Source organism: Brevibacillus sp. FSL K6-6036, from assembly GCF_037964015.1.
Taxonomy (GTDB): Bacteria; Bacillota; Bacilli; order Brevibacillales; family Brevibacillaceae; genus Brevibacillus; species Brevibacillus borstelensis.
In genome coordinates this window covers 4,132,318-4,157,615 of sequence record NZ_CP150173.1, presented here as the reverse complement: position 1 = coordinate 4,157,615, position 25,298 = coordinate 4,132,318, and the positions used below count along the sequence as shown (strand labels likewise).

25 protein-coding genes and 2 riboswitches are annotated in these 25,298 nt (G+C 54.6%); of the genes, 18 read left to right on the top strand and 7 right to left on the bottom strand.

What is annotated here, in order from left to right; all coding sequences use genetic code 11:
- Positions 1-119: 119 nt before the first annotated feature.
- Genes NST37_RS20645 through NST37_RS20635 form a run of 3 tightly spaced genes read left to right on the top strand, consistent with a single transcriptional unit; the run spans position 120 to position 3,891 of the window.
- Positions 120-1,679: a spore germination protein gene (locus NST37_RS20645; protein ID WP_081607824.1), complete on the top strand. Its 1,560-nt coding sequence runs from the start codon at positions 120-122 to the stop codon at positions 1,677-1,679.
- Complete coding sequence (locus NST37_RS20640) at positions 1,676-2,776, top strand: endospore germination permease (protein WP_339185730.1); 1,101 nt, start codon at positions 1,676-1,678, stop codon at positions 2,774-2,776. Before NST37_RS20645 ends, NST37_RS20640 begins: the two co-directional genes overlap by 4 nt.
- Positions 2,773-3,891 (top strand): Ger(x)C family spore germination protein, encoded by a 1,119-nt coding sequence (locus NST37_RS20635; RefSeq protein WP_339185728.1) that lies wholly within the window; start codon positions 2,773-2,775, stop codon positions 3,889-3,891. Before NST37_RS20640 ends, NST37_RS20635 begins: the two co-directional genes overlap by 4 nt.
- A gap of 82 nt (positions 3,892-3,973) precedes the next feature.
- Here NST37_RS20635 and NST37_RS20630 read toward each other — a convergent pair whose 3' ends face one another.
- The 4 genes from NST37_RS20630 to NST37_RS20615 are packed head-to-tail and all read right to left on the bottom strand — an operon-like array spanning position 3,974 to position 7,042.
- Positions 3,974-4,483, bottom strand: coding sequence for a cupin domain-containing protein (locus tag NST37_RS20630; RefSeq protein WP_024985571.1), 510 nt, complete (start codon positions 4,481-4,483; stop codon positions 3,974-3,976).
- Between the two features lie 26 nt (positions 4,484-4,509).
- Positions 4,510-5,157, bottom strand: coding sequence for a methylthioribulose 1-phosphate dehydratase (locus NST37_RS20625; RefSeq protein ID WP_003391341.1), 648 nt, complete (start codon positions 5,155-5,157; stop codon positions 4,510-4,512).
- Complete coding sequence (locus tag NST37_RS20620) at positions 5,154-5,831, bottom strand: 2-hydroxy-3-keto-5-methylthiopentenyl-1-phosphate phosphatase (RefSeq protein ID WP_003391343.1); 678 nt, start codon at positions 5,829-5,831, stop codon at positions 5,154-5,156. Before NST37_RS20620 ends, NST37_RS20625 begins: the two co-directional genes overlap by 4 nt.
- Positions 5,831-7,042 (bottom strand): 2,3-diketo-5-methylthiopentyl-1-phosphate enolase, encoded by a 1,212-nt coding sequence (locus tag NST37_RS20615; RefSeq protein WP_003391345.1) that lies wholly within the window; start codon positions 7,040-7,042, stop codon positions 5,831-5,833. Before NST37_RS20615 ends, NST37_RS20620 begins: the two co-directional genes overlap by 1 nt.
- 78 nt (positions 7,043-7,120) lie before the next feature.
- A riboswitch (SAM riboswitch) is annotated at positions 7,121-7,273 on the bottom strand.
- Between the two features lie 151 nt (positions 7,274-7,424).
- Between NST37_RS20615 and NST37_RS20610 the strand changes: the two genes are divergently transcribed.
- The 9 genes from NST37_RS20610 (at position 7,425) to NST37_RS20570 (ending at position 17,990) form a co-directional block, all read left to right on the top strand.
- On the top strand, positions 7,425-7,931 hold the full coding sequence (locus tag NST37_RS20610; protein ID WP_003391347.1) for a sigma-70 family RNA polymerase sigma factor: 507 nt from the start codon (positions 7,425-7,427) through the stop codon (positions 7,929-7,931).
- Complete coding sequence (locus NST37_RS20605) at positions 7,921-9,129, top strand: anti-sigma factor (protein WP_003391350.1); 1,209 nt, start codon at positions 7,921-7,923, stop codon at positions 9,127-9,129. The genes NST37_RS20610 and NST37_RS20605 overlap by 11 nt, the downstream gene beginning before the upstream one ends.
- A 99-nt stretch (positions 9,130-9,228) precedes the next feature.
- Positions 9,229-9,376, top strand: a riboswitch (SAM riboswitch).
- 197 nt (positions 9,377-9,573) lie between these two features.
- Positions 9,574-10,803, top strand: coding sequence for an S-methyl-5-thioribose kinase (gene mtnK, locus NST37_RS20600; protein ID WP_003391352.1), 1,230 nt, complete (start codon positions 9,574-9,576; stop codon positions 10,801-10,803).
- The gene (mtnA, locus tag NST37_RS20595) at positions 10,800-11,843 is read left to right on the top strand and encodes an S-methyl-5-thioribose-1-phosphate isomerase (protein WP_003391354.1); all 1,044 of its coding nucleotides are present in this window, start codon (positions 10,800-10,802) and stop codon (positions 11,841-11,843) included. Before mtnK ends, mtnA begins: the two co-directional genes overlap by 4 nt.
- Positions 11,844-11,910: 67 nt before the next feature.
- Positions 11,911-12,453 (top strand): GNAT family protein, encoded by a 543-nt coding sequence (locus NST37_RS20590; RefSeq protein WP_003391355.1) that lies wholly within the window; start codon positions 11,911-11,913, stop codon positions 12,451-12,453.
- A gap of 220 nt (positions 12,454-12,673) precedes the next feature.
- On the top strand, positions 12,674-14,416 hold the full coding sequence (locus tag NST37_RS20585; RefSeq protein WP_024985567.1) for an ABC transporter transmembrane domain-containing protein: 1,743 nt from the start codon (positions 12,674-12,676) through the stop codon (positions 14,414-14,416).
- A gap of 21 nt (positions 14,417-14,437) precedes the next feature.
- Positions 14,438-16,528 (top strand): ABC transporter ATP-binding protein, encoded by a 2,091-nt coding sequence (locus NST37_RS20580; protein ID WP_339185726.1) that lies wholly within the window; start codon positions 14,438-14,440, stop codon positions 16,526-16,528.
- Positions 16,529-16,609: 81 nt separating this feature from the next.
- Positions 16,610-17,788, top strand: a complete 1,179-nt coding sequence (locus tag NST37_RS20575) for an MFS transporter (RefSeq protein ID WP_327925993.1) — start codon at positions 16,610-16,612, stop codon at positions 17,786-17,788.
- Between the two features lie 67 nt (positions 17,789-17,855).
- Positions 17,856-17,990 carry a hypothetical protein gene (locus NST37_RS20570; protein WP_255320332.1) on the top strand — a complete coding sequence of 45 codons (135 nt, stop codon included), beginning with the start codon at positions 17,856-17,858 and terminating at the stop codon, positions 17,988-17,990.
- 61 nt (positions 17,991-18,051) lie between these two features.
- Here NST37_RS20570 and NST37_RS20565 read toward each other — a convergent pair whose 3' ends face one another.
- Both NST37_RS20565 and sppA read right to left on the bottom strand, forming a co-directional pair.
- Complete coding sequence (locus NST37_RS20565; protein ID WP_003391365.1) at positions 18,052-18,609, bottom strand: RDD family protein; 558 nt, start codon at positions 18,607-18,609, stop codon at positions 18,052-18,054.
- A gap of 24 nt (positions 18,610-18,633) precedes the next feature.
- On the bottom strand, positions 18,634-19,599 hold the full coding sequence (gene sppA, locus NST37_RS20560; RefSeq protein WP_339185724.1) for a signal peptide peptidase SppA: 966 nt from the start codon (positions 19,597-19,599) through the stop codon (positions 18,634-18,636).
- 142 nt (positions 19,600-19,741) lie between these two features.
- Between sppA and NST37_RS20555 the strand changes: the two genes are divergently transcribed.
- On the top strand, positions 19,742-20,470 hold the full coding sequence (locus NST37_RS20555; protein ID WP_003391369.1) for an amino acid ABC transporter ATP-binding protein: 729 nt from the start codon (positions 19,742-19,744) through the stop codon (positions 20,468-20,470).
- A 42-nt stretch (positions 20,471-20,512) separates the two neighbouring features.
- On the opposite strand, the gene NST37_RS20550 is transcribed toward NST37_RS20555, so the two are convergent.
- Positions 20,513-21,199, bottom strand: coding sequence for a polysaccharide deacetylase family protein (locus tag NST37_RS20550; RefSeq protein ID WP_227278116.1), 687 nt, complete (start codon positions 21,197-21,199; stop codon positions 20,513-20,515).
- 178 nt (positions 21,200-21,377) lie between these two features.
- Between NST37_RS20550 and NST37_RS20545 the strand changes: the two genes are divergently transcribed.
- The 5 genes from NST37_RS20545 (at position 21,378) to NST37_RS20525 (ending at position 25,143) form a co-directional block, all read left to right on the top strand.
- Positions 21,378-22,184 (top strand): DUF2797 domain-containing protein, encoded by an 807-nt coding sequence (locus NST37_RS20545; protein ID WP_339185722.1) that lies wholly within the window; start codon positions 21,378-21,380, stop codon positions 22,182-22,184.
- Between the two features lie 52 nt (positions 22,185-22,236).
- Positions 22,237-22,419, top strand: coding sequence for a hypothetical protein (locus NST37_RS20540; protein ID WP_035990993.1), 183 nt, complete (start codon positions 22,237-22,239; stop codon positions 22,417-22,419).
- A gap of 91 nt (positions 22,420-22,510) precedes the next feature.
- Positions 22,511-23,422 (top strand): hypothetical protein, encoded by a 912-nt coding sequence (locus tag NST37_RS20535; protein ID WP_339185721.1) that lies wholly within the window; start codon positions 22,511-22,513, stop codon positions 23,420-23,422.
- A 174-nt stretch (positions 23,423-23,596) separates the two neighbouring features.
- Positions 23,597-23,959, top strand: a complete 363-nt coding sequence (locus NST37_RS20530) for an arsenate reductase family protein (RefSeq protein WP_003391378.1) — start codon at positions 23,597-23,599, stop codon at positions 23,957-23,959.
- A 2-nt stretch (positions 23,960-23,961) separates the two neighbouring features.
- A complete protein-coding gene (locus NST37_RS20525) occupies positions 23,962-25,143 on the top strand; it encodes an LL-diaminopimelate aminotransferase (RefSeq protein ID WP_031931594.1) in 1,182 nt (393 codons plus the stop codon).
- The last annotated feature ends 155 nt before the right edge of the window (positions 25,144-25,298 follow it).

The following is a 25,298-nucleotide window of genomic DNA, read 5'->3' as shown; positions in this document are numbered from 1 at the left end:
CCCCCGAAAGTTCCGTCCATGTGGGGGCGAAGGTTGGGCGCTGTCAGGACGTGCATATTTTTACAGCAGTTTCCTCACTCTATACGAAAGAATACATTTTTGCTCAAGGGTAGGATCTCATGAGAAATCTGCGAGACTGGCTGCGTGGCAAGAAATCGTTTTTACAACAGGCCGGGGATGCTCAGGTTAGACAACCTGGCTCACCTTCAGCAAAGCCCATAAGTACGAGTCTGTCGGATAATATGCTAGAACTTCGTAAGAGATTTCCCTTAACACCAGATTTGATCATTCGCCATATGGACAATCCTGTGACGAGAGAGCGGGCCATACTGGTTTATCTGAGCGGATTGGTGGATAGAAACGCGATTAACAACAACGTCATCCGGCCGTTTCTGGACAAGCGGCGGTCGAGAGAAAGCAGTATTTTCAATGTCCTTACAGTGGGGAACATGGATTTCATCACAGACTGGAATGACGTCGAATCCTCGATTCTGTTGGGGAACAGCTTGTTGTTCCTTGAGGGGCAAAGCAAGGTTTTCGTGATCGAAGCGCGCGGCTGGCCGCAGCGGGCTATTGAAGACCCCCAGTCCGAAGCATCGCTCCTGGGTGCCCACCAAGGCTTTGTGGAAACGAGCATACAAAATATAGCGATGATTCGCCGGTATATTCCCAACCGCGAGTTGAAAATTCAGGAGTATACCCTCGGGAGTAGAGGGATCAGCAAAGCCTCCGTTCTATACCTGGCTGACGTGGCAAAGCCGGAAGTAGTCAAAGAGATGGTAGACCGGCTTCAACAAGTCAATATCGACACGATCCTAAACACAGGGGAACTGCGGGAAATCATCGAAGACAGCAGGTACTCTCCGTTTCCTCAACTGATCACGACCGAGCGGCCGGATACGGCTGCCTCCCATATCCTGCAAGGGAGAGTTGCGGTCGTCGTGGACCGGACGCCCAAAGTATTGATTGGACCTGCCGGCTTCGTTACCTATTTCCAAAACGTGGACGACTATAATTTGCGCTGGCCTGTCGCTACCTTTATCCGGACACTCCGGTTCATGGCCTTTTTGGTTGCCACCTTTTTGCCAGCCTTGTACATCGCGGTTGTTTCCTTCAATTATGAAATCATCCCGTTGGATTTGCTGCTTTCTGTCGGGGAGTCGAGGGAACGCGTCCCATTTCCGCCGCTTTTGGAGGCGATGCTGATGGAGATTACGCTGGAAATGCTCAGGGAGGCGGGGATACGCCTGCCTGCCCCGATCGGGCAAACCGTCGGCATTGTCGGGGGGATCGTGATCGGCCAAGCCGCCGTACAAGCGGGGATTGTCAGCAACATCATGGTAATCGTCGTCGCGTTCACGGCGATTGCCTCGTTTATCATCCCCAATTACGATATGGCTTCCGCCGTCCGCCTGGTTCGCTTTTTGATGATGGGGCTGTCGGCCATGTTCGGCATCGTGGGGATTGTCATCGGCTTGATGGGATTGATCGGGCATATGATTGCGCTGGAAAGCCTTGGCGTCCCCTATGGGGCTCCGCTGGCGCCTGCGAGATTTGCCGATTGGAAGGACCTGATTCTCCGGATCCCCTTGTGGGATATGGACAAGCGGCCGGTCAGCGCCAGAGCGGTCCAGACCAAAAGGCAGGGTACATCCGGCTCGGGGGAGGAAGGACAGTGAACCCATACGCGACCCGACAGATTACTGTCCTCCAATACATTCTTTTTATCCATGGAGCCCAGGTAGGAATCGGCATTTTGACCATCCCTCGCGATGTAGCGGAAATTGCCGGTACGGATGGATGGATCGGGATTATTCTCGGATGGCTTGCCGCGATTATGGCCAGCTTGATCATTGTCAACACGATGAAGAGGTATCCGGAATGCACCATCATTGACCTGATGCCACTATTCTTTGGAAAATGGCTGGGGAAGTGCCTGATCGCGGTGATTGTGCTCTATTGCGCATACGCTGCCACTACTGTGTTGGCCAATACGGGCGGCATCTTGAAGGTTTGGCTCCTGCCGCTCACTCCTTTTTATCAGATCATGATTTTGCTTTTGATTCCTGTTCTGTTTTTGGTCGGCAAAGGAGTAAAGACGTTGGCGCGGTATGCGGAATTGATTTTTTACTTAAGCCTATGGGTGCCGATCGCTTTGATCGTTTCTCTGAAGGAGCCTCAGTATCTGTATCTTCTGCCCGTTTTGAAGGAGGGCTGGGGACCTGTTCTGAAGGCTGTGCCAACCACGATTCTCTCCTTTTTAGGCTTTGAGCTGGCCTTTTTTCTGTACCCGCATCTGCAAAAGAAACAGTTTGCCGCTGTTGGAATTGTCATTGCCAATACGCTATCGATGCTTCTGTTTCTGTTCGTCACCCTGATTGCTTATGTCATCTTCAGCCCGGATCAAATCACAAAGTTTATCTGGCCTGTTTTAAGCATGTGGAAAGGGGTAGAATACCGGTTTCTGGAAAGGATCGACATCCTGTTTCTTGCTTTCTATCTGTTTATCATTTCGACAACCTGGATGCCGTACATGTACTTTACGGTTTTTGGAGCAGGCCGGTTGTTCAAAAAGTCCAATGAGAAAAAATACCTGCTTGGCTTTATGGCTTTGCTCGTAGCAGTGACAATGTTTTACACCCCTTCCTTTTTCGATATTCGAAAGCTGGGGGAAACATGGAGCAAAGCAGGGATGATTTTCGGATATGCTGTTCCCTTTTTCTTGTGGGGGTATGAGCGCCTGTTTCACAAATACCGGCAGAGGAGGATGCCATGATCTGGCGATTGCACTTCCTGATCCTGACAATGCTGTTGGCCATACTGCCGGGGTGCGCTGATTTGCGAAATCTGGAGGATGTCACCTTGGCGCTCATGGCGGGGATAGACCTGAGCGAAAAAAATGAGCTCTTGTTCTACGTATCAAGTCCTGTATTCAGCAAAGACGCGAAAAAGAAGGTAGAGGAGTACGGAGTAAGAGCCGATAGTATCCGCCAGTCGACCAAAAGGTTTGATGCGCTCGTGACGGCCCTGACGGTAGGAGGAAAAATCCAGCTCATCGTTCTGGGCAAGCGGCTGTTGCAGCATCCCGACTGGTTTTCGCTGCTCGACACTCTCTACAGGGACGGGCGAATGACGGTTAACTCTCGCGTCGTGGTAGTAGATGGTCCCGTGCATTCCGTCTTTCATTTGAATCCTGCGGATAAACCGCGGCTGCCACTTCATTTAACCCAATTGCTCGATACGGCCAACCGCCGGAATTTGACGGTCAAGACAACGACGCAGGAGTTTCACCGCATGATGGCTGAGAAGGGAATGACGCCCTCTATAACGGAGTTCAAAGAGCGAAATAGCGTTGTAGAGGTCATGGGTACGGCTCTGTTGGACCACCAAGGGAAATACGTCACGCTGCTCCTTCCCAAAGATACCATTCTGCTTCAGATTCTCATTCACAAATTGCAGGGAGAAATGACGCTGACAGTGCCGTTGCCAGGGCAATCAGATCAGCAGAAAGTAATCAAGCCGCGGGTCTCCTTCTTTGTGAAGGATGTAACCAGAACAGTAAAAACCGGATACCGCGACAACCGTTTTCGATTTGATGTAGAATTGCAAATGGAAATCTCCCTGGCGGAGCAAATGTTCCCGGTTGAACCGGCAAAGCAATACAAGAAACTGGAACAGTTGATTGAGAAGCAGTTGGCCCAAAAGTACGCCGACCTGATCAAACAATTTCAAAAACAAAAGGTAGATCCTGTCGGCTTCGGGGTGTACGCCCGGGCGTACCAGTACAAGGAATGGAAAAAGGTTCAGGATGATTGGCCGGCGGCATTTGCCAAAGCAGAGGTGCGGGTCAAGCCTGTTATCTCTATCAAAGGAATTGGCATTACGGAATAAAAAACTCTCTTGAGCCAGGCGGAAATGCCGGATGCAGCCAATCCGCCAAGCTCAAGAGAGGGCTCTTTCTGTTATCCGTAAATTAATAAATCGCTTCCCAGCCTGCAGGAGTGACGAACAGGCGGATCGCCTTGATCTTGCGGTCGTCCATCAATGTAAAGTAGTGGCGATAGTTCGGAGGAACGGAGATGAGGTCGCCCGGCTCCATTTCCACATCGAAGTAGCGGTCGTCTTTTCCTTTGATGGCAAAAATGCCGTGGCCGTCTACGCAAAAACGGCATTCGTCATCTGTGTGGTGATGCTCGTTCTTGAATTTGACCAGCAATTCATCCAGATTCGGTGTCTTGTCGGACAGGACAATGATGTCAGCGGTCAAATAGCCGCGGCGCTCGCTGATCGCATCGATTTCCGGTTTAAAAGCGTCGAGGATCTGCTGCTTTTCTTCATCGGTCGGGCTGTAGTTGCTCTTGAGCTGTTCGTCGAGACGGTCAACGCCCCAGTGCTCGTAAATGATTCCCTGCGTGTCCAAAAACGAGATGACACTCTCGCCGGTCAAATACTCGTTGTTGTCGTGAAAGCGTACTTTTGCCATGTTACAGGCCTCCTTGGGGTGGTTGTTTATGGAGCAGCCACAGCGGCTTGGCGAAGCTGCAGCCAGCGCGCGTGGTATTCAAACAGAAATTCAAATGCTTCCAGGTGCCTCTTCGCCGCAAAGTCGCTGTCGCCCCAGGCGTAAATGCCGTGGTTGCGGATCAGCACGCCGGGAACCTCGGGCGTAATGACTTTTTCGATGGCGGAAGCGAGCGTCGGAATATCGGCAAAATTCTCGACAATCGGGACGGTGATGCGGGCGTTTTCTTCCCAGATGCCGAGCCCCTTGATCAATTCCTGTCCTTGTATGGAAAAGGCTCGCTGGCCGAAGTACAGCTCAGAGATGAGGTTGTTCCAGACAGTGTGGACATGGAAGCATGCTTTTGCCGTAGGAATGACGCGGTAGACGACAGCGTGGACCAGCGTCTCTGCTGACGGCTTGAGTGCTGTAGGTTCTACCGGCTGAGAGTTGCCGTCTACGACCAGATAGTCCTCGGGCGAGAGCTTTGTCTTGTCCTTGCCGCTGGCAGTCACGGCAAATTGCAAGGGTTCGTCGCTCAATTTGATCGAAAGGTTGCCGCTGGTGCCGGGAAACCAGTCCCGGCGGGCAAAGGTCAGCTTGGCTTCGTCCAGGCGGCGAAAAGCGTCCAAGCGCTGTTCAAGTGTAATCGTCATGATGATGGTACCTCCTGCCTGCGTTTCAGCTCCTGCAAGATAGCGATGACGTCGTGGAACGTCGCAAACGACTTGAAGGGCAGCCCCAGCTCCTCGCTTTTTTGAGCCAGGAGCGAACGGGCAATGACAAAGTCGGCGATTTTGGCTCCGGCCAGATCGGTGATCGAATCGCCGATGACGACGCGGTAGTATCGCTCTGGATCGTAGCGGCGGATAATGGCTGTTTTGCACATGCCGCAGTTGTTGTCGCAATGCTCGTCGCACGCATGCGGCCAGGTAATCGTGATGCGCGGTCCGCTGAAGTCGCTGCCGTTGCAATAGATCGGCACATCGAGTGCAAACGGGGCAAGGATCGGCTCGACAAAAAAGTCAATGCCGCCGCTGGTGATCAACAGCTCGATGCCTTCCTCCCGGCAGAAGCGGACGAATTCGGCAAATCCGGGGCGAATCGTCGCCTCTTTGACGATGTAGTCTATGATCTCCTGCTTTTTCTCGGATGGGATCAGCTTGAACAACGCGCCGACACCTTCGCGGATCGACACCTTTTGGGTGAGAATCTGCTCGATCAACTCTTCCCGCTCAGGCGGAGCAAAACGTCGCATAATCGCGACAATATTGTCTTTTTCCGTAATTGTTCCGTCAAAATCGCAAAACAGCACGAGTGGCTTGGTCATCATTTTGTTCCCCATTTCTGCAAAGCCTGTGACAGTTCAGCAGATTCGGAGGAAGCGTCCTCCAGCGTTTGTCCTGCCACGACTGCGTTGATCGCTGCGACAAACGCTCGGGCGCCTGCCGTCGCACCACCTGGATGGCCGTGAATGCCCCCACCGGCATTGACCACCTGGTCCAGGCCAAAATCCTCGTACAATTGCGGGACAAGGCCGGGATGGATGCCCGCAGACGGTACCGGAAATGATTTGCGCAAAGTTCCGGTCGGTTCGGTCAAATGCTCCGCCAGCTTGAGCGCTTCTTCTTTGTTCAACGCCACATTTCCGTACGGCGATGGGAAGAGCACCAGGTCTGCGCCAGCCAAGCGCATCAGCTTGCCCAGGAGCAGCGGTGTCCCAATACCGTAGTCGGGCGACGGATAGTAGGCTCCGGCGAGCGCCGGGTGGGCCATAATCGGCACCTGAACATCCGGGTCTGCAGCCAGTCGGTGCAGGGCATCGTAGCCAAAGGCAAGCACGTTAAACAGCAGGCAGTCTGCGCCGGCTTCCACAGCTCTCTTGGCACGTTCGGTCAAGTCGGTGACCGGCCCGGTCAGATTGGCCGCATACAGAACCGGTTTCCCTGTTTCCGCTTCTGTTTCCCGGGCAATCTGTTTAAACGCCCGGATTCGTTCCAGAAAGGGAGCACGGTCATCGGCAAAGAAAATTTCGTCATCTTTTACTAGGTCAACGCCGCCCAGAGCCTGTGCCCGAAACTGGGTTTTCAGATCGTCAAACGGCAGGCCGAGGCAGGATTTGAAAATGCTCATCAAGAGTGGGCGATTATGCGCTCCGAGCCGATCTCTGATGCCTGAGATGCCGTATTTCGGGCCGGGAAAAGCGGCCAAAAACGCTTCCGGAAACTGTATGTCAATCAGCTTGATTTTTCCGTCCATGGACAGTTTCCCAAAGACGCCTGTCAACAAGGACGGAATGTCAGCGGTAAAGTTGCGAACCGGGTAGCTGATCGTAATCAATCCGCGGCTTTCGCCGTTTTCCAGGGTATCGAGCACCTGGGCGCCGACAGCTTCACCCAAATAGGGCTTCAAATCTGCCTGCTTGGCTGCGGGCAGATCGGTCCAACTGCCGACAGTCATCCCGACGGCGATCGCTTCCGCCTTTTTTTGCAAGTCCTTTGCCTGAGTCAAATAGGTGACGAGGATGCGTTGTTCGCTCAATGAGGAAACCTCCTTTTCTCGCAAAAAAACCTCCCCTTCGAGAGGGGAGGCGCTTTCGTCCGATAACGTTTTCGTCTCCTCTCATCTCTCGGTTCAGGGTCGAAGTGGCAGACTTTCGTCAGCGGCTTCGACTCTCACCGTTGGAATTAGCACCGTTTCGCCCCCCTTGCAGGGTAAGCGCCGGTTGCCGGGCATCATAGGGCCAGTCCCTCAGCCAGCTCGCGATAAGAGTTTCATGTACAGTATGCATTTGACTTGCGATAACCCCATGATATGCTGTTCCTTTTCGGGAGTCAACCCTTGTTTTGAGCATTAAAAATTTTGCTGCAGGTGGAACTTTTTCTAAAAAAAGGCGTGGTATCAGGTGAAAGGGTGTGAAGGAATGGGAAAGGCAGGAGTGGAGGATGTGTACCGCCTGCACGTCAATGACATATACCGCTACCTCCGCAAGCTCACCGGCGATGCAGGCTGGGCGGAGGATCTGACGCAGGAGACCTTTTTCCGTGCCTTTCAGCACCTGGATACCTATCGGGGAGAAAAAGTGCGTCCTTGGCTGTTCAAGGTAGCGTACCACGCGTTTATCGACTGGCACCGCAAGCAAAAGCGCAGGCCTGTTCAACTGATCGACACCTTGCCTGAGCAGGCGGATCAGGCGGCGGTCAGTCCGGAATCGGCGGCACTGGCTAGGGAGACGGCGGCCCTCGTGCAGACTGTTCTCCGGGGGCTGCCGGAAAAACAGCGACAGGTGCTGCTGCTTCATGCGGAAAAGCTCAGCTATGCGGAAATAGCCGACGTCCTCGGCATCGATGTGGCCGATGTGAAGCGGTCGATCTACCGGGGACGATTGAAGATGCGAAAATGGTGGGGGGACGGTCAACATGGCGGATAACGGCAAGCTGGAGGATCATAAGCAAAAAAGCCGGGAGCGCGATCAGCTCCTTCTCGCTTATCTGCGGGGGGAGCTTGGCGCTGAGGAGACAGCGCGATTGAGGCAGCGTCTCGCAGACGACCCGGAGTATGCGGAGCGACTGGAGGAGCTTTTGCTGGGAGGCGGGCTGATGCAGACAGAACCGGAAGACAAAGCCGCGGATTTTTTGCCGGAGGAGAAGCAGCGCTCCATCATCCGCTGGGGAAAGTGGAAGAGCAGGCTGTCCAACGCCGCCTACACGGTGGGGATCTCGCTGCTGATCGGCTTTGTCCTGTTGTTTGTCAACTATTGGATTGGCCGGTCGCTGTATGAAGATATGTTTCGCGTCTCCAAGGATTTGGTGAATTTCACTCAGCCGGGGATCGTAGCAGGCAGCAGCGGCGCGCAGGTTGGCCTTTTTTATGGCAGCATTCAAATGGAGCTGCGCGAAAAGGTGGGGGGCGACCGTCAGCAGCCAGGGTATTTCGAGACTACGAATGTGTTTACCAAAGTATCCTCCCGCCCGGTATGGAACGACGGCGTTCGGAAGAAAAATCTGTTTTTCCTGTTCCCGCTTCAGACGAAGCTGCAGGAGGATACCTCTTTCAGACGCGAGCCCGCGTGGAAGACGCTTGAAATGCTGCCGGAGGGGACGGTATCGCAACTGGCGATTTCCTTTGACCGGTTTATGAGCCTGGAGGAAATGTACGCTTTCCTGGCTCCGTATAATTTGGACCTTACCTGGCTGGCCGTGGATACCGGACAGGAGGTGCTGCATGAGGATGCCAAAGAAGGCGTGCTGCTGCTTTCGGCCGGTGACGTCTGGGGTTTTTCCGAACATGGGCTGGACTATGGACCGGGACCGATTCAGGTAAATGGCGAAGCAGATCGCCGCACCCGGGCGTACGTGGAGGAGATGAAATACCTCGCCGAGCAGGAGAGGCTGAGCAGATCGATCGGACAAAGCCTGTTCAACAGCAGATCAGGATTGAAGATCGACGAGCGCTATCGGTATTTGGAGAAAAACGGTATCAAAACGTATGGAATCGTCGTCACCGGTCCGACCAAGGAACTGCTCAAGCTGAAGCAGGAAGCTGCCATCACCGCCGCATTCGTAGGACAAATTGACTGGTGGAACTGGAATCGTCCGAGTGCAAGCGGACAGCAAAACAGCTGGTAAGGCCGAGGATCAGCCGACTGGCAAAAAACAAAAAAGAGTGTTGACAGCGTGCATAGCCGCGTGTATGATTCAAACTAATCAAAACAGCATACGTTGGATACCTTATCCAGAGAAGGTGGAGGGACTGGCCCGATGATACCCGGCAACCGACACAGCGCTTGCCTGTCAGCTAGACTGACGGCGCGATTGCAAGCGATGTGCACGGTGCTAATTCCTGCAGAAGCAAAAGTATTCTGGAAGATAAGGGGGAGACGACACGCCCTGCCGCGTACGTATACGACCTCTTTTCTTCGGGAAAAGAGGTCTTTTTGCATGTCTGGCTGCAAAAACGGCTTGATCGGAGGCGCAGCCTGCAACATACCGTGCGGAATTATCCCCTGCTGAATGGGCCGGGAAAGCCGCTGGAAAGATCCAAATCGATTCACGTGAGGGGAGAAACAAGTTATGGCTTATCGTGCTTTGAGTGAACAAGAAGCAGTACAGTATGTAAAAGAGCTGCCCGGCCTGTTTGAAGCAGGGGCTATCCTGTCCTCCCGCGAGATAGGCGACGGCAACCTGAATCTTGTCTTTCACATCCGCGATGAAGCGACCGGCAAAAGCGTGATTGTGAAGCAGGCTCTGCCTTATGCCCGCGTCGTAGGCGAGTCGTGGCCGCTGACGCTTGATCGCGCCCGCATCGAGAGTGAAGCGCTGCGCATCCAGTACAAATACGTTCCGGACCTCGTGCCGCAGGTGTACCACTACGATCAGGAGCTTGCCTTGACCGTCATGGAGGATCTCAGCGATCACATCCTGATGCGCAAAGGATTGATCGAGGGGCGACGCTATCCAAATTTCGCGAAGCAAATCGGACGTTTCATGGCCCACACGCTCTTTTTCACGTCTGATCTGGGAGCGCATCCCTACGAGAAAAAAGCGCTTGTCGGAACATTCTTGAATCCGGAATTGTGCAAAATTACGGAAGACTTGGTGTTTACCGATCCTTACGAAAATGCGCCGACCAACAGCTTCAACCCGCTGATTCGGCGGGAAGTGGAGGAAATCTGGAAGAACAAGCCGCTCAAGCTGGAAATCGCCAAGCTGAAGTACGATTTCCTCACCCGTGCAGAGGCGCTGCTGCATGGCGACCTTCATACAGGCAGCATTTTCGTCACCGAAACCTCGACCAAGGTCATCGACCCGGAATTCGCTTACTACGGCCCGATCGGCTTTGACATCGGCGCGGTAATCGCCAATCTGCTCCTGAATTATGCCGGCCAGCACGGACTGGAGAAGGATGGAGGAAAGCGGGAGTCTTATCGCGAATACCTGCTTACAACTGTCGAAGACGTCTGGAACGAGTTCGTCTCCCAGTTCGTCCAGCTATGGCACAAGCAGGCGAAAGAGCGCAGCGCACATGTAGAAGGGCTCTGGCAGAGCTACGTGAAGCGGTTGATCCAGGATACGGCCGGGTTTGCAGGCTGTAAAATCCTTCGCCGCGTGATCGGGCTGGCGGGTGTCGCCGATCTGAACAGCATCAGCGACGAAAAAACCCGTGCCGAAGCGGAACGGCTGGCACTGCTGATCGGTCAGGAGCTGATCCTGAAGCGGGGCGGCATCGAAGATTCGACCGACATCACAGACATCGTTCGCAATGCGACAACAAGATTTGATCAGGAGGCAGCAGCGGTATGACCACAATTCATGAAGCATTCGCACCTGTAAAGTGGGAAGGAGACTCTCTTCTTCTGCTCGACCAGACGCGTTTACCGGTAGAAACAGTCTTTCTTTCCCTCCATACGTCTGAGGAAGTATGGGCGGCAATCCGCCACCTGCAGGTTCGCGGCGCCCCTGCGATCGGGATGGCTGCGGCATACGGGCTTTACCTCGGCGTGCGGAACAGCGAAGCGGCAGATTCGTCAGCCCTCTGGAATCAATTGCTCGAGCAGGCTGACTACCTGGCGACAGCACGCCCTACAGCGGTGAACCTGTTCTGGGCGATCGATCGGGTCAAAGCACGCGTCCAGCAGGAGGGAGAAAAACCGGTAGACGCGTTGAAAGCGGCGGTTTTGGACGAAGCTCTCGCGATACAGCGCGAGGATGCCGAAGTATGCCGGACGATAGGCGAACACCTCCTCACCTTGCTGCAGGATGGAATGGGCATCCTGACCCACTGCAATCCAGGGGCGCTGGCTACCGCCGCTTACGGGACGGCGACAGCTCCGCTCTATCTGGCCAAGGAACGCGGCTGGAACCTGAAGGTATACGCTGACGAAACGAGGCCGGTGCTCCAGGGAGCGCGGCTGACCGCCTACGAGCTGCAGCAGGCGGGAATCGACGTCACGCTGATCTGCGACAACATGGCGGCCATGGTGATGGCGCAGGGAAAAGTGCAGGCTGTCATCGTAGGAACCGACCGCGTAGCGGCGAACGGCGACGTCGCCAATAAAATCGGAACGTATGGCGTTGCCGTGCTGGCGAAAGCCCATGGCATCCCGTTTTACGTGGCTGCACCGCTGTCGTCTGTCGATCTGGAAACGCCGACGGGAGCGGACATTCCGATCGAGGAGCGTCCGGCGGAGGAAATCACGCACGGCTTGGGCAAGCAGGTGGCTCCGGACGGCATCAAGGTCTACAACCCGGCATTCGACGTAACGCCAGCGGAATATATAACGGCAATCGTCACCGAAACCGGCATTTTCAAGCCGGAAGATATCCGCAATTCCAAGCAATAAATCGTGGCTGTATAACAAAAGCGCCCTCGGGCGCTCTTTTTCACTTTTGAAGAAGGGGAGAGATGACATGAAGGTTATTCCGATAACGCAGCATGCAGCGTTGAGGCGCTTGGAGCTTGCCGATGCAGAGGAAATGTTCTGGCTGACCGATACCAATCGTCTCCATCTGCGCGAATGGCTTCCGTGGCTGGATATCGTCACAAACGTGGCGGATACCAGAAGGTTCATCTCTGCCACTCTGGATCAGGACAGCCGCAGGCAGGGCACCCATTTCGGGATTTGGTACAACGGTCGTCTGACAGGAACAGTGGGCGTACATCATATCGACTGGACAAACCGGAAGACGTCCATCGGGTATTGGCTCGGAGCCCAGTACACCGGGCACGGACTGATGACGGCCGCCGTCTCGGCCTATCTGGATCACTTGATCTTTGGCGAGTGGGACTTGCAAAAGGTCGCCATTCACGCCGCTACCGAGAACAAAAAGAGCAGGGCCATTCCGGAGCGCCTCGGGTTCAAGCTGGAGGGAATCCTGCGAAGCAACGAATTTCTCTACGATCATTACGTCGATCACGCCGTCTACGGCATGCTGGCGTCAGAGTGGCGTTGAGTCCTTCAGTTTTTTGCTGCCGATAGAAAAAGCTGGATTGACAAGAAATTTTGTGTAAACTACCATGAAGATATTGGAAAAGGGATTGCGTATATCGCATCCCTTTCTTTTGATCGACAGGGTCAAAGTCGTCCCTGTTGATAACCGGATTACGGAGGCTCCGCCACAATCATGGCGGAGCCAAGTTTTCTAATAGGATAAGGAAGGAGGGACGGACGGCGTGGATATTTTGCGGCAATTGTCCTGGTTTTTCAGAAAATATTGGAAACGATATACAGTAGGGATTGCTTTTCTGTTTTTGATTGATCTGCTCATGCTGTGGCCTCCCCGGCTGATCGGGCAAACGGTGGATCAAATCCGCAATGGATCGCTGACGACATCTGGATTGGCGACGACGATTGTCACGCTGCTTTTGATTGGCCTTATCTTGTACGGGCTCCGTTTCTTTTGGCGGTACCTGCTGTTCGGCGGTTCGCTGATGCTGGAGCGGACGCTTCGCGAGCGGCTGTTTGGCCATTTGACCCGGATGTCGCCGTCCTTTTACTCGCGCCGTCGTTCCGGTGATTTGATGGCGCTGGCTACCAACGACATTCCCGCAATCGAACAGACAGCAGGGATGGGCGTACTGACGCTGGTCGACTCCCTGTTCGCCACGCTGTTGACTTTGGCTGTCATGATGGTGGCCATCGACTGGCAGTTGACGCTGGCGGCACTTATTCCGATGCCGTTTTTGGCCTGGGCGACCGCTTATTACGGCAAGCTTTTGCACGACCGGTTTTACCTGGCCCAGGAAGCGTTTGGCGAGATGAACGACCATGTGCAGCAGTCCGTCTCAGGCGTCCGGGTCCTGCGGGCTTTTGTACAGGAAAAAGAGGATGTGGAGGCGTTTCGCCGGGTCAGTGAGAAGACGATGGAGCGGAATATCAGCGTTTCCCGGATCGACGCCCTGTTCGAACCGACGATCGGCATTATCATCGGCTTCAGCTTTCTCATCGGGCTTGGCTACGGGACCTACCTTGTCTTTTCCAGCGCGATTTCCCTGGGCGATCTGGTCGCATTCAACCTTTACCTCGGGCTGCTCATCTGGCCGATGTTTGCCTTTGGCTGGCTGATGAACATCCTTCAGCGGGGGAGCGCTTCGCAAAAGCGGTTGTCGGAATTGTTCGCCGAACGGCCTGACGTGGTGGACAGCGAAACTGTGGTGGAAGATGTTCCGGACAATACTGTCGAGGCGAGAGGCTTTACCTTCCGCTATCCGCAGGCAGAGAAGGACGCCTTGTCGGATATCAGCTTCATGCTGCACGAAGGAGAGACGCTGGGGATCGTGGGCAGGACGGGAAGCGGGAAGTCAACGCTTTGCCGGACTCTGTTGCATCAGTACCCGGTAGAGTCGGACGCCCTGTTTGTCGGAGGGAAGCCGGTAGAACGGATTTCGCTGTCTGCCCTGCGCGGGAAAATCGCCTACGTTCCCCAGGAGCATCTGCTGTTTTCCCGAACGATCGAAGCGAACGTCGCTTTCGGCTCGCCGCAGGCGACTACAGAGGAAGTGTGGCATGCGCTCTCCCTGGCCGAAATGAAAGGCGATGTAGCGCAATTCGCGGAAGGGCTCGGAACCATGGTCGGTGAAAAAGGGGTCACCCTCTCAGGGGGACAGAAGCAGCGCATCTCGATTGCCCGTGCCCTGCTGATGAACGCTGACATCCTCATTCTCGATGACTGTCTGTCCGCAGTCGATGCGAGGACGGAGGAAAGCATTCTTCGCCACCTCCGCGATGAACGCAAAGGAAAGACGACGATCATCACCGCCCACCGGCTCTCTGCGGTCCAGCATGCCCAGTTGATTTTGGTGCTGGACGAGGGCAGGATCGTGGAGCGGGGGACGCATGATGAATTGATGGCGCAAAACGGCTGGTATGCGGAGCAGTACCGCAGGCAGCAGATGGAACAAGACGTCGCGGGTTAAGGGGAGAGAGGGGAACGTGTAATGAACGGCAAACAAGTATGGAAGCGGCTTGTAGAGTACGCCATGCCGTTTCGCAGACAGATCGCAGGGGCCCTGCTGCTGCTCCTGCTCGGTACTGCCGCGGAACTGGCCGGCCCCTTTTTGGCAAAAGTGATGATTGACAATCACATTCTGGCGGTTCAGAAGACGTGGTATCGCTTTGAAAAGGAACCGCTTACCATTGAAGGAAACCAGATCGCGATCCGGCTGGCGGATGAGTATTACGTCCGGGAGGATTGGCTGTCGTCCTTGCCTCCGGATGATGCACAAAAGGCGAAAAAGACACAGGTCGTGACCGAGGGAACGACCTACTATATGCTGGACCGTGAGTTGTCCGAGGACGGGGAGCCGAAGCTTTTGCCGCTTCCGGCCGTCGAGGGAAGGGAGCGGGTCAAGGCGACGCTCGTTCGCTCGGGGCAGGAGGTTGATCAGGCGGAGGGAATCCGCTTGACGGCGGACGAGGTGAAGGCGCTGTACAGCAGGGAGATTGCGCCGATATTGCTTTTGGCAGGCGGCTATGCCTTGTTGATCCTGATCAGCGCGGCATGCAACTATACGCAAATTTTGACGCTGCAGATGACAGCTCAACGCATCATCCAGCGCATGCGGATGATTTTGTTCACCCACCTGCAGAAGCTGCCGGTCTCCTTTTTTGACAAGACACCGGTCGGTCAGATCGTCTCCCGCGTGAGCAACGATACGGAGGCCATTCGTGAACTGTACGTCAGCGTTCTGGCAACTTTTGTGCAGAACGGGGTATACCTCGTGGGGATTTTGATCGCGCTTTTTGTCCTGCAGCCGCAGCTTGCCCTGTTTTGCTTTTTAAGCGTGCCGTTGATCGTCGCGCTCATTATCGTTTACCATCGCTTCAGCTCGCGCTATTATGCGGTCATCCGCAGCAGGCTGAGCGATATGAACGCCACGATCAACGAGATGATTCAAAACATGACGATCGTCCAGGCGTTTCGCCGAGAGTCGGGGGTTCAAGAGGAGTTTGCCAAGGTAAACGAAGAGTATTTTCGGGTTCGTCTGAAGGAGAACAACCTGGAGTCGCTTTTGCTCAGACCAGCCGTTGATCTCATCTGGAAAATCTCTCTCACGGTGATTGTCTGGTATTTCGGCTCGACTTCGTTTCACAGCGCCATTTCGTTCGGCGCGCTGTTTGCCTTCGTCGATTACATGGGACGCTTTTTCGAGCCGATCAGCATGATTATGAACCGTCTTTCGCAATTGCAGCAGGCTGCCATCTCCTCGCAGCGCGTGTTTGACATTCTCGATACGCCGGCTGAAGAGGAGAAGGGAGGCAAGGCTATCGAGCGCTCGCGCGGAGAGGTAGTCTTTGACCGCGTTTCTTTTGCCTATCAGGGTGATCAATACGTCTTGAAAGATGTGTCGTTCACGGCCAAGCCGGGACAGACGGTAGCGCTGGTCGGCCACACCGGGTCGGGAAAAAGCTCGCTGATGAATCTGTTGCTCGGCTTTTATCCGGTGACGAAAGGGCGCATCCTGATCGACGGCATGGACATGGGCGAAATGGATACGCGGACGCTTCGCCGCCATGTAGGGCTGGTGCTGCAGGACCCTTTTTTGTTTACCGGCAGTGTCGGATTCAACATTCGCTTGTACAATGACAAGCTTACGAATGACGATGTAAAACAGGCGGCGGAGGCAGTCAGGGCAGATGAGTTTATACGCCACTTCCCCGAAGGATACGAAGAACCCGTCGTGGAGCGGGGGATGACCTTGTCTGCCGGACAGCGGCAGTTGATTTCGTTTTCCCGGGCGCTCGCAGCCGATCCGGCTATTTTGATCCTGGACGAAGCGACAGCGAGCATCGACAGCGAGACAGAGTCGGCGATCCAGGAGGCGCTGCACGTGCTTTCGGCGGGGCGCACGACGTTTATCATCGCGCATCGCCTGTCTACGATTCAGCATGCCGACCAGATTCTCGTTCTGTCCCGCGGCGAAGTCGTCGAGCGGGGCACGCATGACGAGCTGATGGCGCAGCATGGCCTGTATCAAAAAATGTACCAGCTACAGCAGGGGCAAATCTCTGCTACAGTAGAACAATAGCGATTGATCTTGACCTTGCCGCCGGGTGAGGGGAGATTATGAATAGAGAGAGTGAGTGCAGGAGAGGAGAACGCATACATCATGTCTTCAACACGTTTTACCTTTTGGGTGCTGATATTGGTCGTAGTCATTGCGGGAGCCAGCCAGGGGCTGACGATTCCGCTTTTGGCCGTGATGCTGGAGCAGCAGGGAGTTTCATCGGTCGCCAATGGGTTGAATGCAGCCGCTTTGTATATCGGTATATTGCTTGTGTCACCCTGGCTGGAAATCCCGCTGCGCCGGATCGGTTATCGGTCGACGATTCTGTGCGGGCTGTTAATGGTGACCGCAGCCACCGTCCTGATTCCGGTGTTTTCCCATCTGGCGGTCTGGTTTGTTCTCCGCATGCTGATGGGAATCGGCGACTCCGGTCTTCACTACGCCAGTCAAATGTGGGTGACCAAGATCGCCGCTCCGGAGAGGCGCGGACGGGATTTGTCGCTCTACGGTCTGGCCTACGGCATCGGATTCAGCATAGGGCCGCTGGGGATCAACCTGCTTCCGATAGGATTTTGGGCGCCGTTTGCCGCACTGACCGTGTTGTATGCGGCAGCGTTTATTCTGCTGGCGCGCATCCGCAATGATTTTCCCGAAGAGATCAAGGCAACTGAAGCCGGTGTGAAAAAACAGAACAAATACACCACTGTATTCCGGTTAAGCTGGCTGGCGCTGATCCCGTCGTTTTTGTACGGATTTATGGAAACGTCTTTAAACGGAAGCTTTCCGGTTTACGCTTTGCGGACCGGCATTTCCATCGAGTGGGTATCGGTTATCCTGCCATCCTTTGTAGTGGGCAGCATCATTTTGCAAATTCCGTTGGGCTCATTAAGTGACCGGATCGGCCGGAAGCGGGTCATGTTTGCCTGTGCGCTCGTCGGAGCCGTGGCGTTCATCCTGTTCCCGCTCAGCGGCGACAACGTCTGGATGATGATGTTCCTGCTGGCGATTGCAGGTGCGGCTGTCGGTTCCTTTTACTCGCTCGGTCTTGCCTTTGCGACCGATATTTTGCCGGGTGCGATGGTCCCTACAGCCGGGATCATTGCCAGCATGAATTTCGGCGTCGCCAGCATCCTGGCCCCCAATGTAAACGGACTGTTGATCCAGGTCTGGGACCCGCGGAGCATCTTCTGGCTGATGGGGCTTTTGCTGTTCGGTTTTGCCGCTGCTTGCCTGTTTTTCCGCACGACCCGCTCTTCTCAGGAGACCGCGGTGGCGTCATAAGCATAAAAATGTGAAGAGAGGGGAAGCGTAGGGATACAGTCATCTTTCCCAGAAAGGGGTTTGCCTGATGATGACGCCCTGTGTTTTCAAGCGGGGAATGATCTGGATTCTGTTTTTTATCATCAGTCTGATCGTGATCCCGTTCTTTTCCGATGACACGCCATCCACGCCTGCTCCGACTGTGAACAATGCAAGCAGGTAAAACCCGGGCAAAAAGGACTCGTCTTTTTCCATAAAGGCGAGTCCTTTTCTTTTGCTTCGGCTTACGTACGTTTGCTGTCTCGGATGACATACGTCCTGGCAATCAGATCGTGCCAGCCTTGCTTTTTCCGGTTCCACCCTGCCCACAAATACCCCAGTCCCAGCGGCAGGGCAGAGAGAAATTTGCCCACAACCTCTCGCAGCAATACCTGCCCCAGCGTCAACTGGCTGCGGTGCTGGCGGGCATTGACCACGCGGATGCCGGTGATGAGCTTTCCGAGTGTCTGTCCCGTCCACCAGGTCAGCAGGATGGCATAGGCGAAGTCGAATACGATTTCCAGCAAGTCGATGTACGAAAAGACGTCCGGCCCGGCAGTGAAAGCCCGGCGGAGCGGATTGAAGATCAAAAAGCTGATGCCGGTGAGAAAAAGTCCATCCAGCAGAGCAGCCCCGACCCGAATCCAGAAGCCGGCAAACGCATAGCTGGCCTCCTGGGAGGCATCCTCGCTTCCGGACGGCTCGGCTCCTGCGAAGCCTTGGACAAGCGCGGTCCGTGCGGCGGCATCAGCGGAGAGCAGGGATTCGGGAAAATCAGCTTCAGACGACGATTGGTCCCGCATGGCGGACACCTCCATTAGAAATGGTTACGGGATAAACTGGTACAACAGCTTGGGTGTCGAGCCCTGCTGCAAAATGCGCTCAAGGCCGAGCGGATCAGGGTTGGACCAGTAACGCTGCATGCGGAAGATCAGATTGCCAAGCGATATGTTTTCGGTAAAGCGAACAATCTGCGCTTCCGGCAGTCCAGTCAGGGTCAAGGCATAGCGGGTAGCATCCTCCAGATCGCCAAAGCGATCCACCAGTCCCAGCCGCTTCGCCTGCTCGCCGGAGTAAATGCGGCCGTCGGCTATTTGCAGGACGCGCTCCCGGGGGAGGCTTCTTCCCTTTACGATTACATCGACAAAGCGATCGTAGCTTTGGTTGACCAGCGTTTGGAAAATTTGCCGCTCGGGCTCTGTGAGCGGACGGGCAGGACTGCCGATATCCTTGAAGCGTCCGCTTTTGATCGCATACTCCTGGATTCCCAGCTTGTGTATGGCATTGCTGTAGTTGGTCAGGGTAAAAATGACGCCCAGACTGCCTGTCAGCGTATTGGGATTGGCGAAAATGGCATCTCCCGCTGTAGCCAGGTAGTAGCCTCCCGATGCGGCAGTCGAGCCCATGCTGACAACGAGCGGGATTTGGCGAAGCTCCTTGAGCCGCAGCAGGCGGCGGTGCAGTTCATCCGTAGCGACTACCTCTCCGCCAGGGCTTTCGATCCGCAGGACGACTGCCTTTACTTGCTCGTCCTCCTCGATGCACCTGATTTGTTCGGTCAACAGGTCGGCCATCGGTGTGACAGATGCAGTGGAGCGCTCACTGGTGATCGTGCCATTGACGTAAAGCTGTACGATTTTGGCCGTACCGGAGCCGGAGACGACATGTTCATCCCAGGCATACTCGGGATGGTCGGTCAGATTGCGCATGCCTCCAAAGATGCTTTCGACGCCGATGCCAAGGACAAAAACAGCCAGTACAAGAAAGAGTGCCGTCCATCTTTTACGGTTCATGGAAAACCACCTCAGATGTAGCATTTGCTCTTCTCTTTCCGGTTACGCATGCCTGTCATTTCACAAACTCATGCAATTTTCTAAAAATTGCGGTACAATTGGTCATAAGACAAGAGAGAATATGTTCGGGGGGTACGGAAGCGTGATTATCCAAGTAACGGATTTGAAAAAAAATTACGGCAGCCTGCAGGTGCTCAAAGGAATCACGACACAAGTGGCGGAACGCGAGGTCGTATGCGTGATCGGCCCGTCGGGTTCGGGAAAAAGCACGTTTCTGCGCTGCTTGAATCAATTGGAAGAGATGACGGCCGGGCGCATCGTGATTGACGGCCACGACCTGTCCGATCCGAGGGTGGACATCAACAAGGTGCGCGAAGAGGTAGGAATGGTGTTCCAGCGCTTCAACCTGTTTCCGCACAAAACGGTTCTGGAAAACGTTACGCTCGCGCCGATCAAAGTAAAAAAGATGACCCCCGAGGATGCGAGAAAACAGGGCCTGGCGCTGCTGAAAAAGGTGGGGCTGGAGGACAAGGCCGATGTATATCCGGATCGCCTTTCCGGAGGACAGATGCAGCGGGTGGCGATTGCCAGAGCCTTGGCGATGAACCCCAAGGTCATGCTGTTTGACGAACCGACCTCGGCACTGGATCCGGAGCTGGTCGGAGAAGTCTTGACAGTGATGAAGAATCTGGCCAAGGAAGGCATGACGATGATCGTCGTCACGCATGAGATGGGATTTGCCCGGGAAGTGAGCGACAGAGTGATTTTCATGGATCAAGGCGTCATCATGGAGGAGGGAGCACCCGAAGCCCTGTTGTCCAATCCGAAAAACGAGCGGTTGCGGGCATTTTTGCGCAAGACCTCGGCATAGCGACCGGTATAAAAAAATCGGCCCCCGATACAGGGGGCATTTTTACTTCTTGTTCGCGTCTCGCTTGCTTCCTTTCACATCGAGCAATTGACTGACCGTAACGAACCGATAGCCCTGCCTCCGCAGATCGGTGATCAACTCCTGCAGCGCGGCAATCGTTTCCCGCTGATTCAGCCCGCCGTCGTGGAACAGGATAATGTCTCCGGGAGCCACGTCGTTCTTGACGCTTTTGGCGATGTGGGAAGCCGTCCGGGCCAAAGACCAGTCGCGCGGGTCGACCGACCAGTGGATGATGTCATAGCCGCAGGACTGGACTGCATTCATGACGTCATGCGTCAAGACTCCCCCCGGGGGCCGGTAATATTGGGCAAGCACGCCGGTAGAACGGAGAATCGATTTTTCCCCCAGCTTGATTTCTTCGTAAATCTCCTGCTCCGTCAATTTGTTCAAATCGCCATGATGATAGCCGTGGTTGCCGATTTCATGCCCTGCTTTCTTGATCCAGTGCATAATCTTGGGATACTTGTCTACTTGAGAGCCAAGCACAAAAAAGGTGGCGGGAACCTTGTTGCGGTGCAGAACCTCCAGGATGATGGGCGTGTATTTGGGATCGGGGCCATCGTCGAAAGTAAGGGCAACCACTTTGTTGGTTGTGTCGATCCGGTGAATCGGCTCATAGGCAGGAAGAGGGCTTCTTGCCGCATCTGTCGGCACCACCCCGAACAGCAGACAGGCGATGAAAGACAGAATGAACGCTCGATAGCGCAGAACAATCCCTCCTTCCAAGTAACTATCTTTTAGCTTCACCCGCACAACTCAAATCATCCTGCCAAAAGAAAACAGCAATCAGCCTGCGAGCGGGATATGGTAAAATGAAAGGACTGTACATAGGAGAGGAGAGAATACGGTGGAACTCCGCGGTATTTTGCACGGGTTGACCCATCAGTATCACGGCAAGGATCAGCCTGTTGACTACTATTTGCAGCTGGGCGAAGAGAGACTGCCGTTAAATGAGCTGCTGGGCAGCGAAATAACGATCTCATTTCTGGGCGAGAAAAACTGTATCGCCTGTGGACGAAAAACGAACAAAACCTTTAACAGCGGGTATTGCTATCCCTGTTTTACGAAGCTTCCGGAGAACGATCTGTGCATCGTCAAGCCTCACGAGTGCCACTATGATCAGGGAACATGCCGGGATGCCAGCTTTGGCGAGACTCATTGCATGATTCCGCACTACGTTTATCTGGCTGTTTCCAGTGATGTAAAAGTCGGCCTGACGAGGAAAAACAATCAGCTAAAGCGCTGGGTCGACCAGGGAGCCATTCGCGCGATCCCGATCGCAGAGGTACCGACACGCCGCATGGCAGGTGAGCTTGAATTCCATCTTAGCCAATTTTTGCCGGATAAGACGAACTGGAGAAAAATGCTCAAGGGCGATGTCCGCGAGGTGGACCTGCTCAGCCTCAGAGACGAGGTGTACGCGCATTTCCCGGACGAGTTCAAAGCCTTTCGCTACCGTGAGGACGAGTGGATAGACATTACCTATCCGATCCTGGAGTCATTGGACAAGATCAACTCGCTCACATTGGACAAGCAGGAAAGCGTCGGCGGCAAGTTGGTCGGCGTCAAGGCACAGTATCTGATTTTTGAGAACGGCGTATTCCAGGCGAGAAAGCACGCCGGCTATCAGGTGCAAGTCAGCGCTTCTGCATAAAGCGGCCGCTTTTCCTCCAGACTGAAACAAAAGACTGGAGGAGGCGATCGGCATGGCACCGGAGCGCATTGAATATACGGAACCGTTGACGGGTACCTTGGCAGAAGCAGCCCAGGCCGATCCGCTGGGCATCCCCTACTCGCCGCTTGCCAGGACGTGGCAGGCGAACCCCCGGGCGGAAGCAGATCCTGCCGAGCGGGGTACGGGGAATGTGGCAGAAACAAAAACGGAATAAAAAACGTCTAGAAGGAAAAAGGCAGCCAGACATGATCGGCTGCTTTTTTCTTATCCAAATAACTAGCCATTGGGGAAGGGAAGGGCACTTCATGCGTACATGGGCATTATCCGTCGCGACAGCGTTGCTGATCTGTGGAAGCGCTTGGGCCGGGTATATGGTAGGAACTGATGTGGAAAGCAAAAGAAACGAGGAACAGGCAGGCAGGGTCATAGCGGAAAACGAAGCGTTGCGGTCAAAGCTCCAGAATCAGGCTCCCGCCGCTGAAGCATCCCCTCCGGCAAACAGTGCTCAACAACCGGCTGAGGCGGCCGAGCAAAACGCGAAGGAGCCCGCTTTCATCGACCACGATGCAATCCTGGATGCTTTTCGGCGGACGGACGACAAAGGCGGAAGCTTTGAAATCACGGAAAAAGACAAGCAGGAAATGATGGCCGAACCGCGCAGCAGGGATTACAAATGGGTGCTGCGCACATTTGTAGAGAAAAAGCTCGGAAAAAAGCTGAATACCTTTCAGACGACCAGCCGGACGGTGAACCCGCGTATCCTGCTGGCAACCACTACGGATGGCACCGCGTATGAAATCGAGATGAAAAAATGGCTAGCCTATGACCAGATTTGGACAGTCGAGCGCTTTAACGGCATGTCCCCGGGAGATGTCGGTTCAGTCGCTCCGCTCTATCAGGCGGTGAAAAAGGAGGAAGTGCCCAAAAACGTGCAGGACTGGCTGGAGCCGCTGCTTGCCTCACCGGAATGGAAAACGGAATACTTGCGCGATGGCAAAAAAACGTATGTGCTCATCAAAACGTCGTCTTCGCCGACGGATTCGGTGGAAGTAGAGGATGTTTCGCTATGGATAGAGGAAGTAACGGTGAAGTACCAGACGTACGACTATGCAAACAGTGAAGACCGCTCGTTTGCAAACGATTACGCTTTGTTGGAAATTCCGTATGAAGCCAAGGACGGGGTCCAGTTTACGAAAACATTGTCGATTGTTCGGTAGACAGGCTCTTACGGACAAGTCTTGATCCGGCAGACTGGCGATGTGCCGTCGCGTTGTTAAGGGAGCCGTTTGATAAACGCGGGAACTGCGTTAAAATAAAGGAAAACACTGGGGATACAGCAAGCAGGTATTCGAGACACCATGATGCTTGATAAGAAAGCGAGGATATGCTCCATGACAATCAAAGCCTATCTGTACGACAAATGCGGCACCTGCCGAAAGGCCAAGCAATGGCTGAACCAACACAATATCGCCATCGAGGAGATCCCGATCGTGGATGCCCCTCCGACAGAAGACGAGCTGCGCAGCATGTGGCAGGCAAGCGGACTTCCCTTGACCAAGTTTTTCAACACGAGCGGCCAGTTTTACCGCGAGCTCGGCTTAAAGGACAAGCTGCCATCGATGACGGAAGACGAGATGCTGAAGCTGCTGGCCTCCAACGGGAAGCTGCTAAAAAGGCCGCTCGTCTCTGACGGAAAAACAGTTACGGTCGGGTTCAAGGAAGAGGAGTATGAAAAGGCTTGGGGGGGACGCTGACGATGCGTACCCCTTCCAGGCGCCTTGAACAGCTTTCTTCGGCAATCTTTTCCGAACTGGCCGAACGAAAAAAGAGCGTTGCAACGGGGCGTTCAGTGATCGATCTGAGCATCGGCAGCCCTGATCAGCCGCCAGCTCCGGAGCTGGTGGAGGCGCTGGCCGAGGCGATCCGGGAGCCGGGTGCGTTTGGCTACCCGATGAGTGACGGAACAGAGGAGTTTCGCCAGGAGGTGGCCCACTGGTATCAGTACCGTTTTGGCGTCGAGCTGGACCCGCGCTCGGAGATTCACTCCCTGATGGGTTCTCAGGACGGTCTTGCTCATTTTGCCCTGGCCTGGTCCGATCCCGGAGACATCGTGCTGGTGCCCGATCCCGGCTACCCGATTTATGCCGGCAGCGTTCATCTGGCAGGTGCGGAGCCATACCCCATGCCGCTGCGGGCAGAAAACGCTTTTTTGCCCGATCTGAATGCCATACCGGAAGAGGTGGCCAAACGCGCTCGCTTCATGATTCTGAACTATCCCAATAATCCGGTATCGGCGGTCGCGACGCTTTCCTTCTTTGAAGAGGCTGTCGCTTTTGCCAAGCGGCACGATGTGATTGTCGTGCATGATCTCGCTTATTCCGAAATGGCCTTTGACGGCTACCGGCCGCCCAGCTTTCTGCAGGCAGATGGGGCCAAGGACATCGGCATCGAATTCAATTCCTTTTCCAAAAGCTTCAACATGGCCGGGTGCCGCATCGCTTATGTGGTCGGCAACGCGGAGATCATCAAGCCGCTGGCAGTCGTCAAGTCGAATGTAGACTACGGCGTCTTCCTGCCGGTTCAAAAAATGGCTGTTGCCGCGCTCAGGCGCGACCGGGAAGCGGGGGAGGACAACACGGTTGCTTCAATTTATCAGGAGCGGCGCGATGTCCTGATCAAAGCCCTGCGAGAGGCAGGCTGGGTCATCGAGCCGCCCAAGGCGACGATGTTCGTCTGGGCAAAAATTCCGTCTGGCTGGAACTCCCGCGAATTCGCTTTTGCGCTTTTGGAGGAGGCTGGGGTCGTGGTCGTGCCTGGAAGCGCTTTTGGCGAGCAGGGAGAAGGGTACGTGCGGATCGCGCTGGTGCAGCCGCCGGACCTGCTGCGGGAAGCGGCCAAGCGGATCGCAAAAAGCGGCCTGTTGAACGGCAGAAGATAGCAAAACAGATGTATATCGTGCTGTGAAAGCGGAAAGGATACATCTGGCACCACAAAAACGACAATCAATTGAAAATGATTCCTACATTGTATTGACTATAAACAACAAGGTTGCTATGATGGAACATGTAGGTGAAAAAACTTATTCCAAGGAGG

Excerpts from the sequence above, each read along its gene's own strand:
- NST37_RS20630 (WP_024985571.1), bottom strand. The coding sequence starts at position 4,483 with ATGGCAAAAGTACGCTTTCACGACAACAACGAGTATTTGACCGGCGAG.
- NST37_RS20610 (WP_003391347.1), top strand. The coding sequence starts at position 7,425 with ATGGGAAAGGCAGGAGTGGAGGATGTGTACCGCCTGCACGTCAATGAC.
- sppA (WP_339185724.1), bottom strand. The coding sequence starts at position 19,599 with ATGAACCGTAAAAGATGGACGGCACTCTTTCTTGTACTGGCTGTTTTT.
- NST37_RS20590 (WP_003391355.1), top strand. The coding sequence starts at position 11,911 with ATGAAGGTTATTCCGATAACGCAGCATGCAGCGTTGAGGCGCTTGGAG.
- NST37_RS20645 (WP_081607824.1), top strand. The coding sequence starts at position 120 with ATGAGAAATCTGCGAGACTGGCTGCGTGGCAAGAAATCGTTTTTACAA.
- NST37_RS20540 (WP_035990993.1), top strand. The coding sequence starts at position 22,237 with ATGGCACCGGAGCGCATTGAATATACGGAACCGTTGACGGGTACCTTG.
- NST37_RS20575 (WP_327925993.1), top strand. The coding sequence starts at position 16,610 with ATGTCTTCAACACGTTTTACCTTTTGGGTGCTGATATTGGTCGTAGTC.
- NST37_RS20535 (WP_339185721.1), top strand. The coding sequence starts at position 22,511 with ATGCGTACATGGGCATTATCCGTCGCGACAGCGTTGCTGATCTGTGGA.
- NST37_RS20565 (WP_003391365.1), bottom strand. The coding sequence starts at position 18,609 with ATGCGGGACCAATCGTCGTCTGAAGCTGATTTTCCCGAATCCCTGCTC.
- mtnK (WP_003391352.1), top strand. The coding sequence starts at position 9,574 with ATGGCTTATCGTGCTTTGAGTGAACAAGAAGCAGTACAGTATGTAAAA.
- NST37_RS20570 (WP_255320332.1), top strand. The coding sequence starts at position 17,856 with ATGATGACGCCCTGTGTTTTCAAGCGGGGAATGATCTGGATTCTGTTT.
- NST37_RS20605 (WP_003391350.1), top strand. The coding sequence starts at position 7,921 with ATGGCGGATAACGGCAAGCTGGAGGATCATAAGCAAAAAAGCCGGGAG.
- NST37_RS20580 (WP_339185726.1), top strand. The coding sequence starts at position 14,438 with ATGAACGGCAAACAAGTATGGAAGCGGCTTGTAGAGTACGCCATGCCG.
- NST37_RS20625 (WP_003391341.1), bottom strand. The coding sequence starts at position 5,157 with ATGACGATTACACTTGAACAGCGCTTGGACGCTTTTCGCCGCCTGGAC.
- NST37_RS20635 (WP_339185728.1), top strand. The coding sequence starts at position 2,773 with ATGATCTGGCGATTGCACTTCCTGATCCTGACAATGCTGTTGGCCATA.
- NST37_RS20620 (WP_003391343.1), bottom strand. The coding sequence starts at position 5,831 with ATGACCAAGCCACTCGTGCTGTTTTGCGATTTTGACGGAACAATTACG.
- NST37_RS20525 (WP_031931594.1), top strand. The coding sequence starts at position 23,962 with ATGCGTACCCCTTCCAGGCGCCTTGAACAGCTTTCTTCGGCAATCTTT.
- NST37_RS20530 (WP_003391378.1), top strand. The coding sequence starts at position 23,597 with ATGACAATCAAAGCCTATCTGTACGACAAATGCGGCACCTGCCGAAAG.
- mtnA (WP_003391354.1), top strand. The coding sequence starts at position 10,800 with ATGACCACAATTCATGAAGCATTCGCACCTGTAAAGTGGGAAGGAGAC.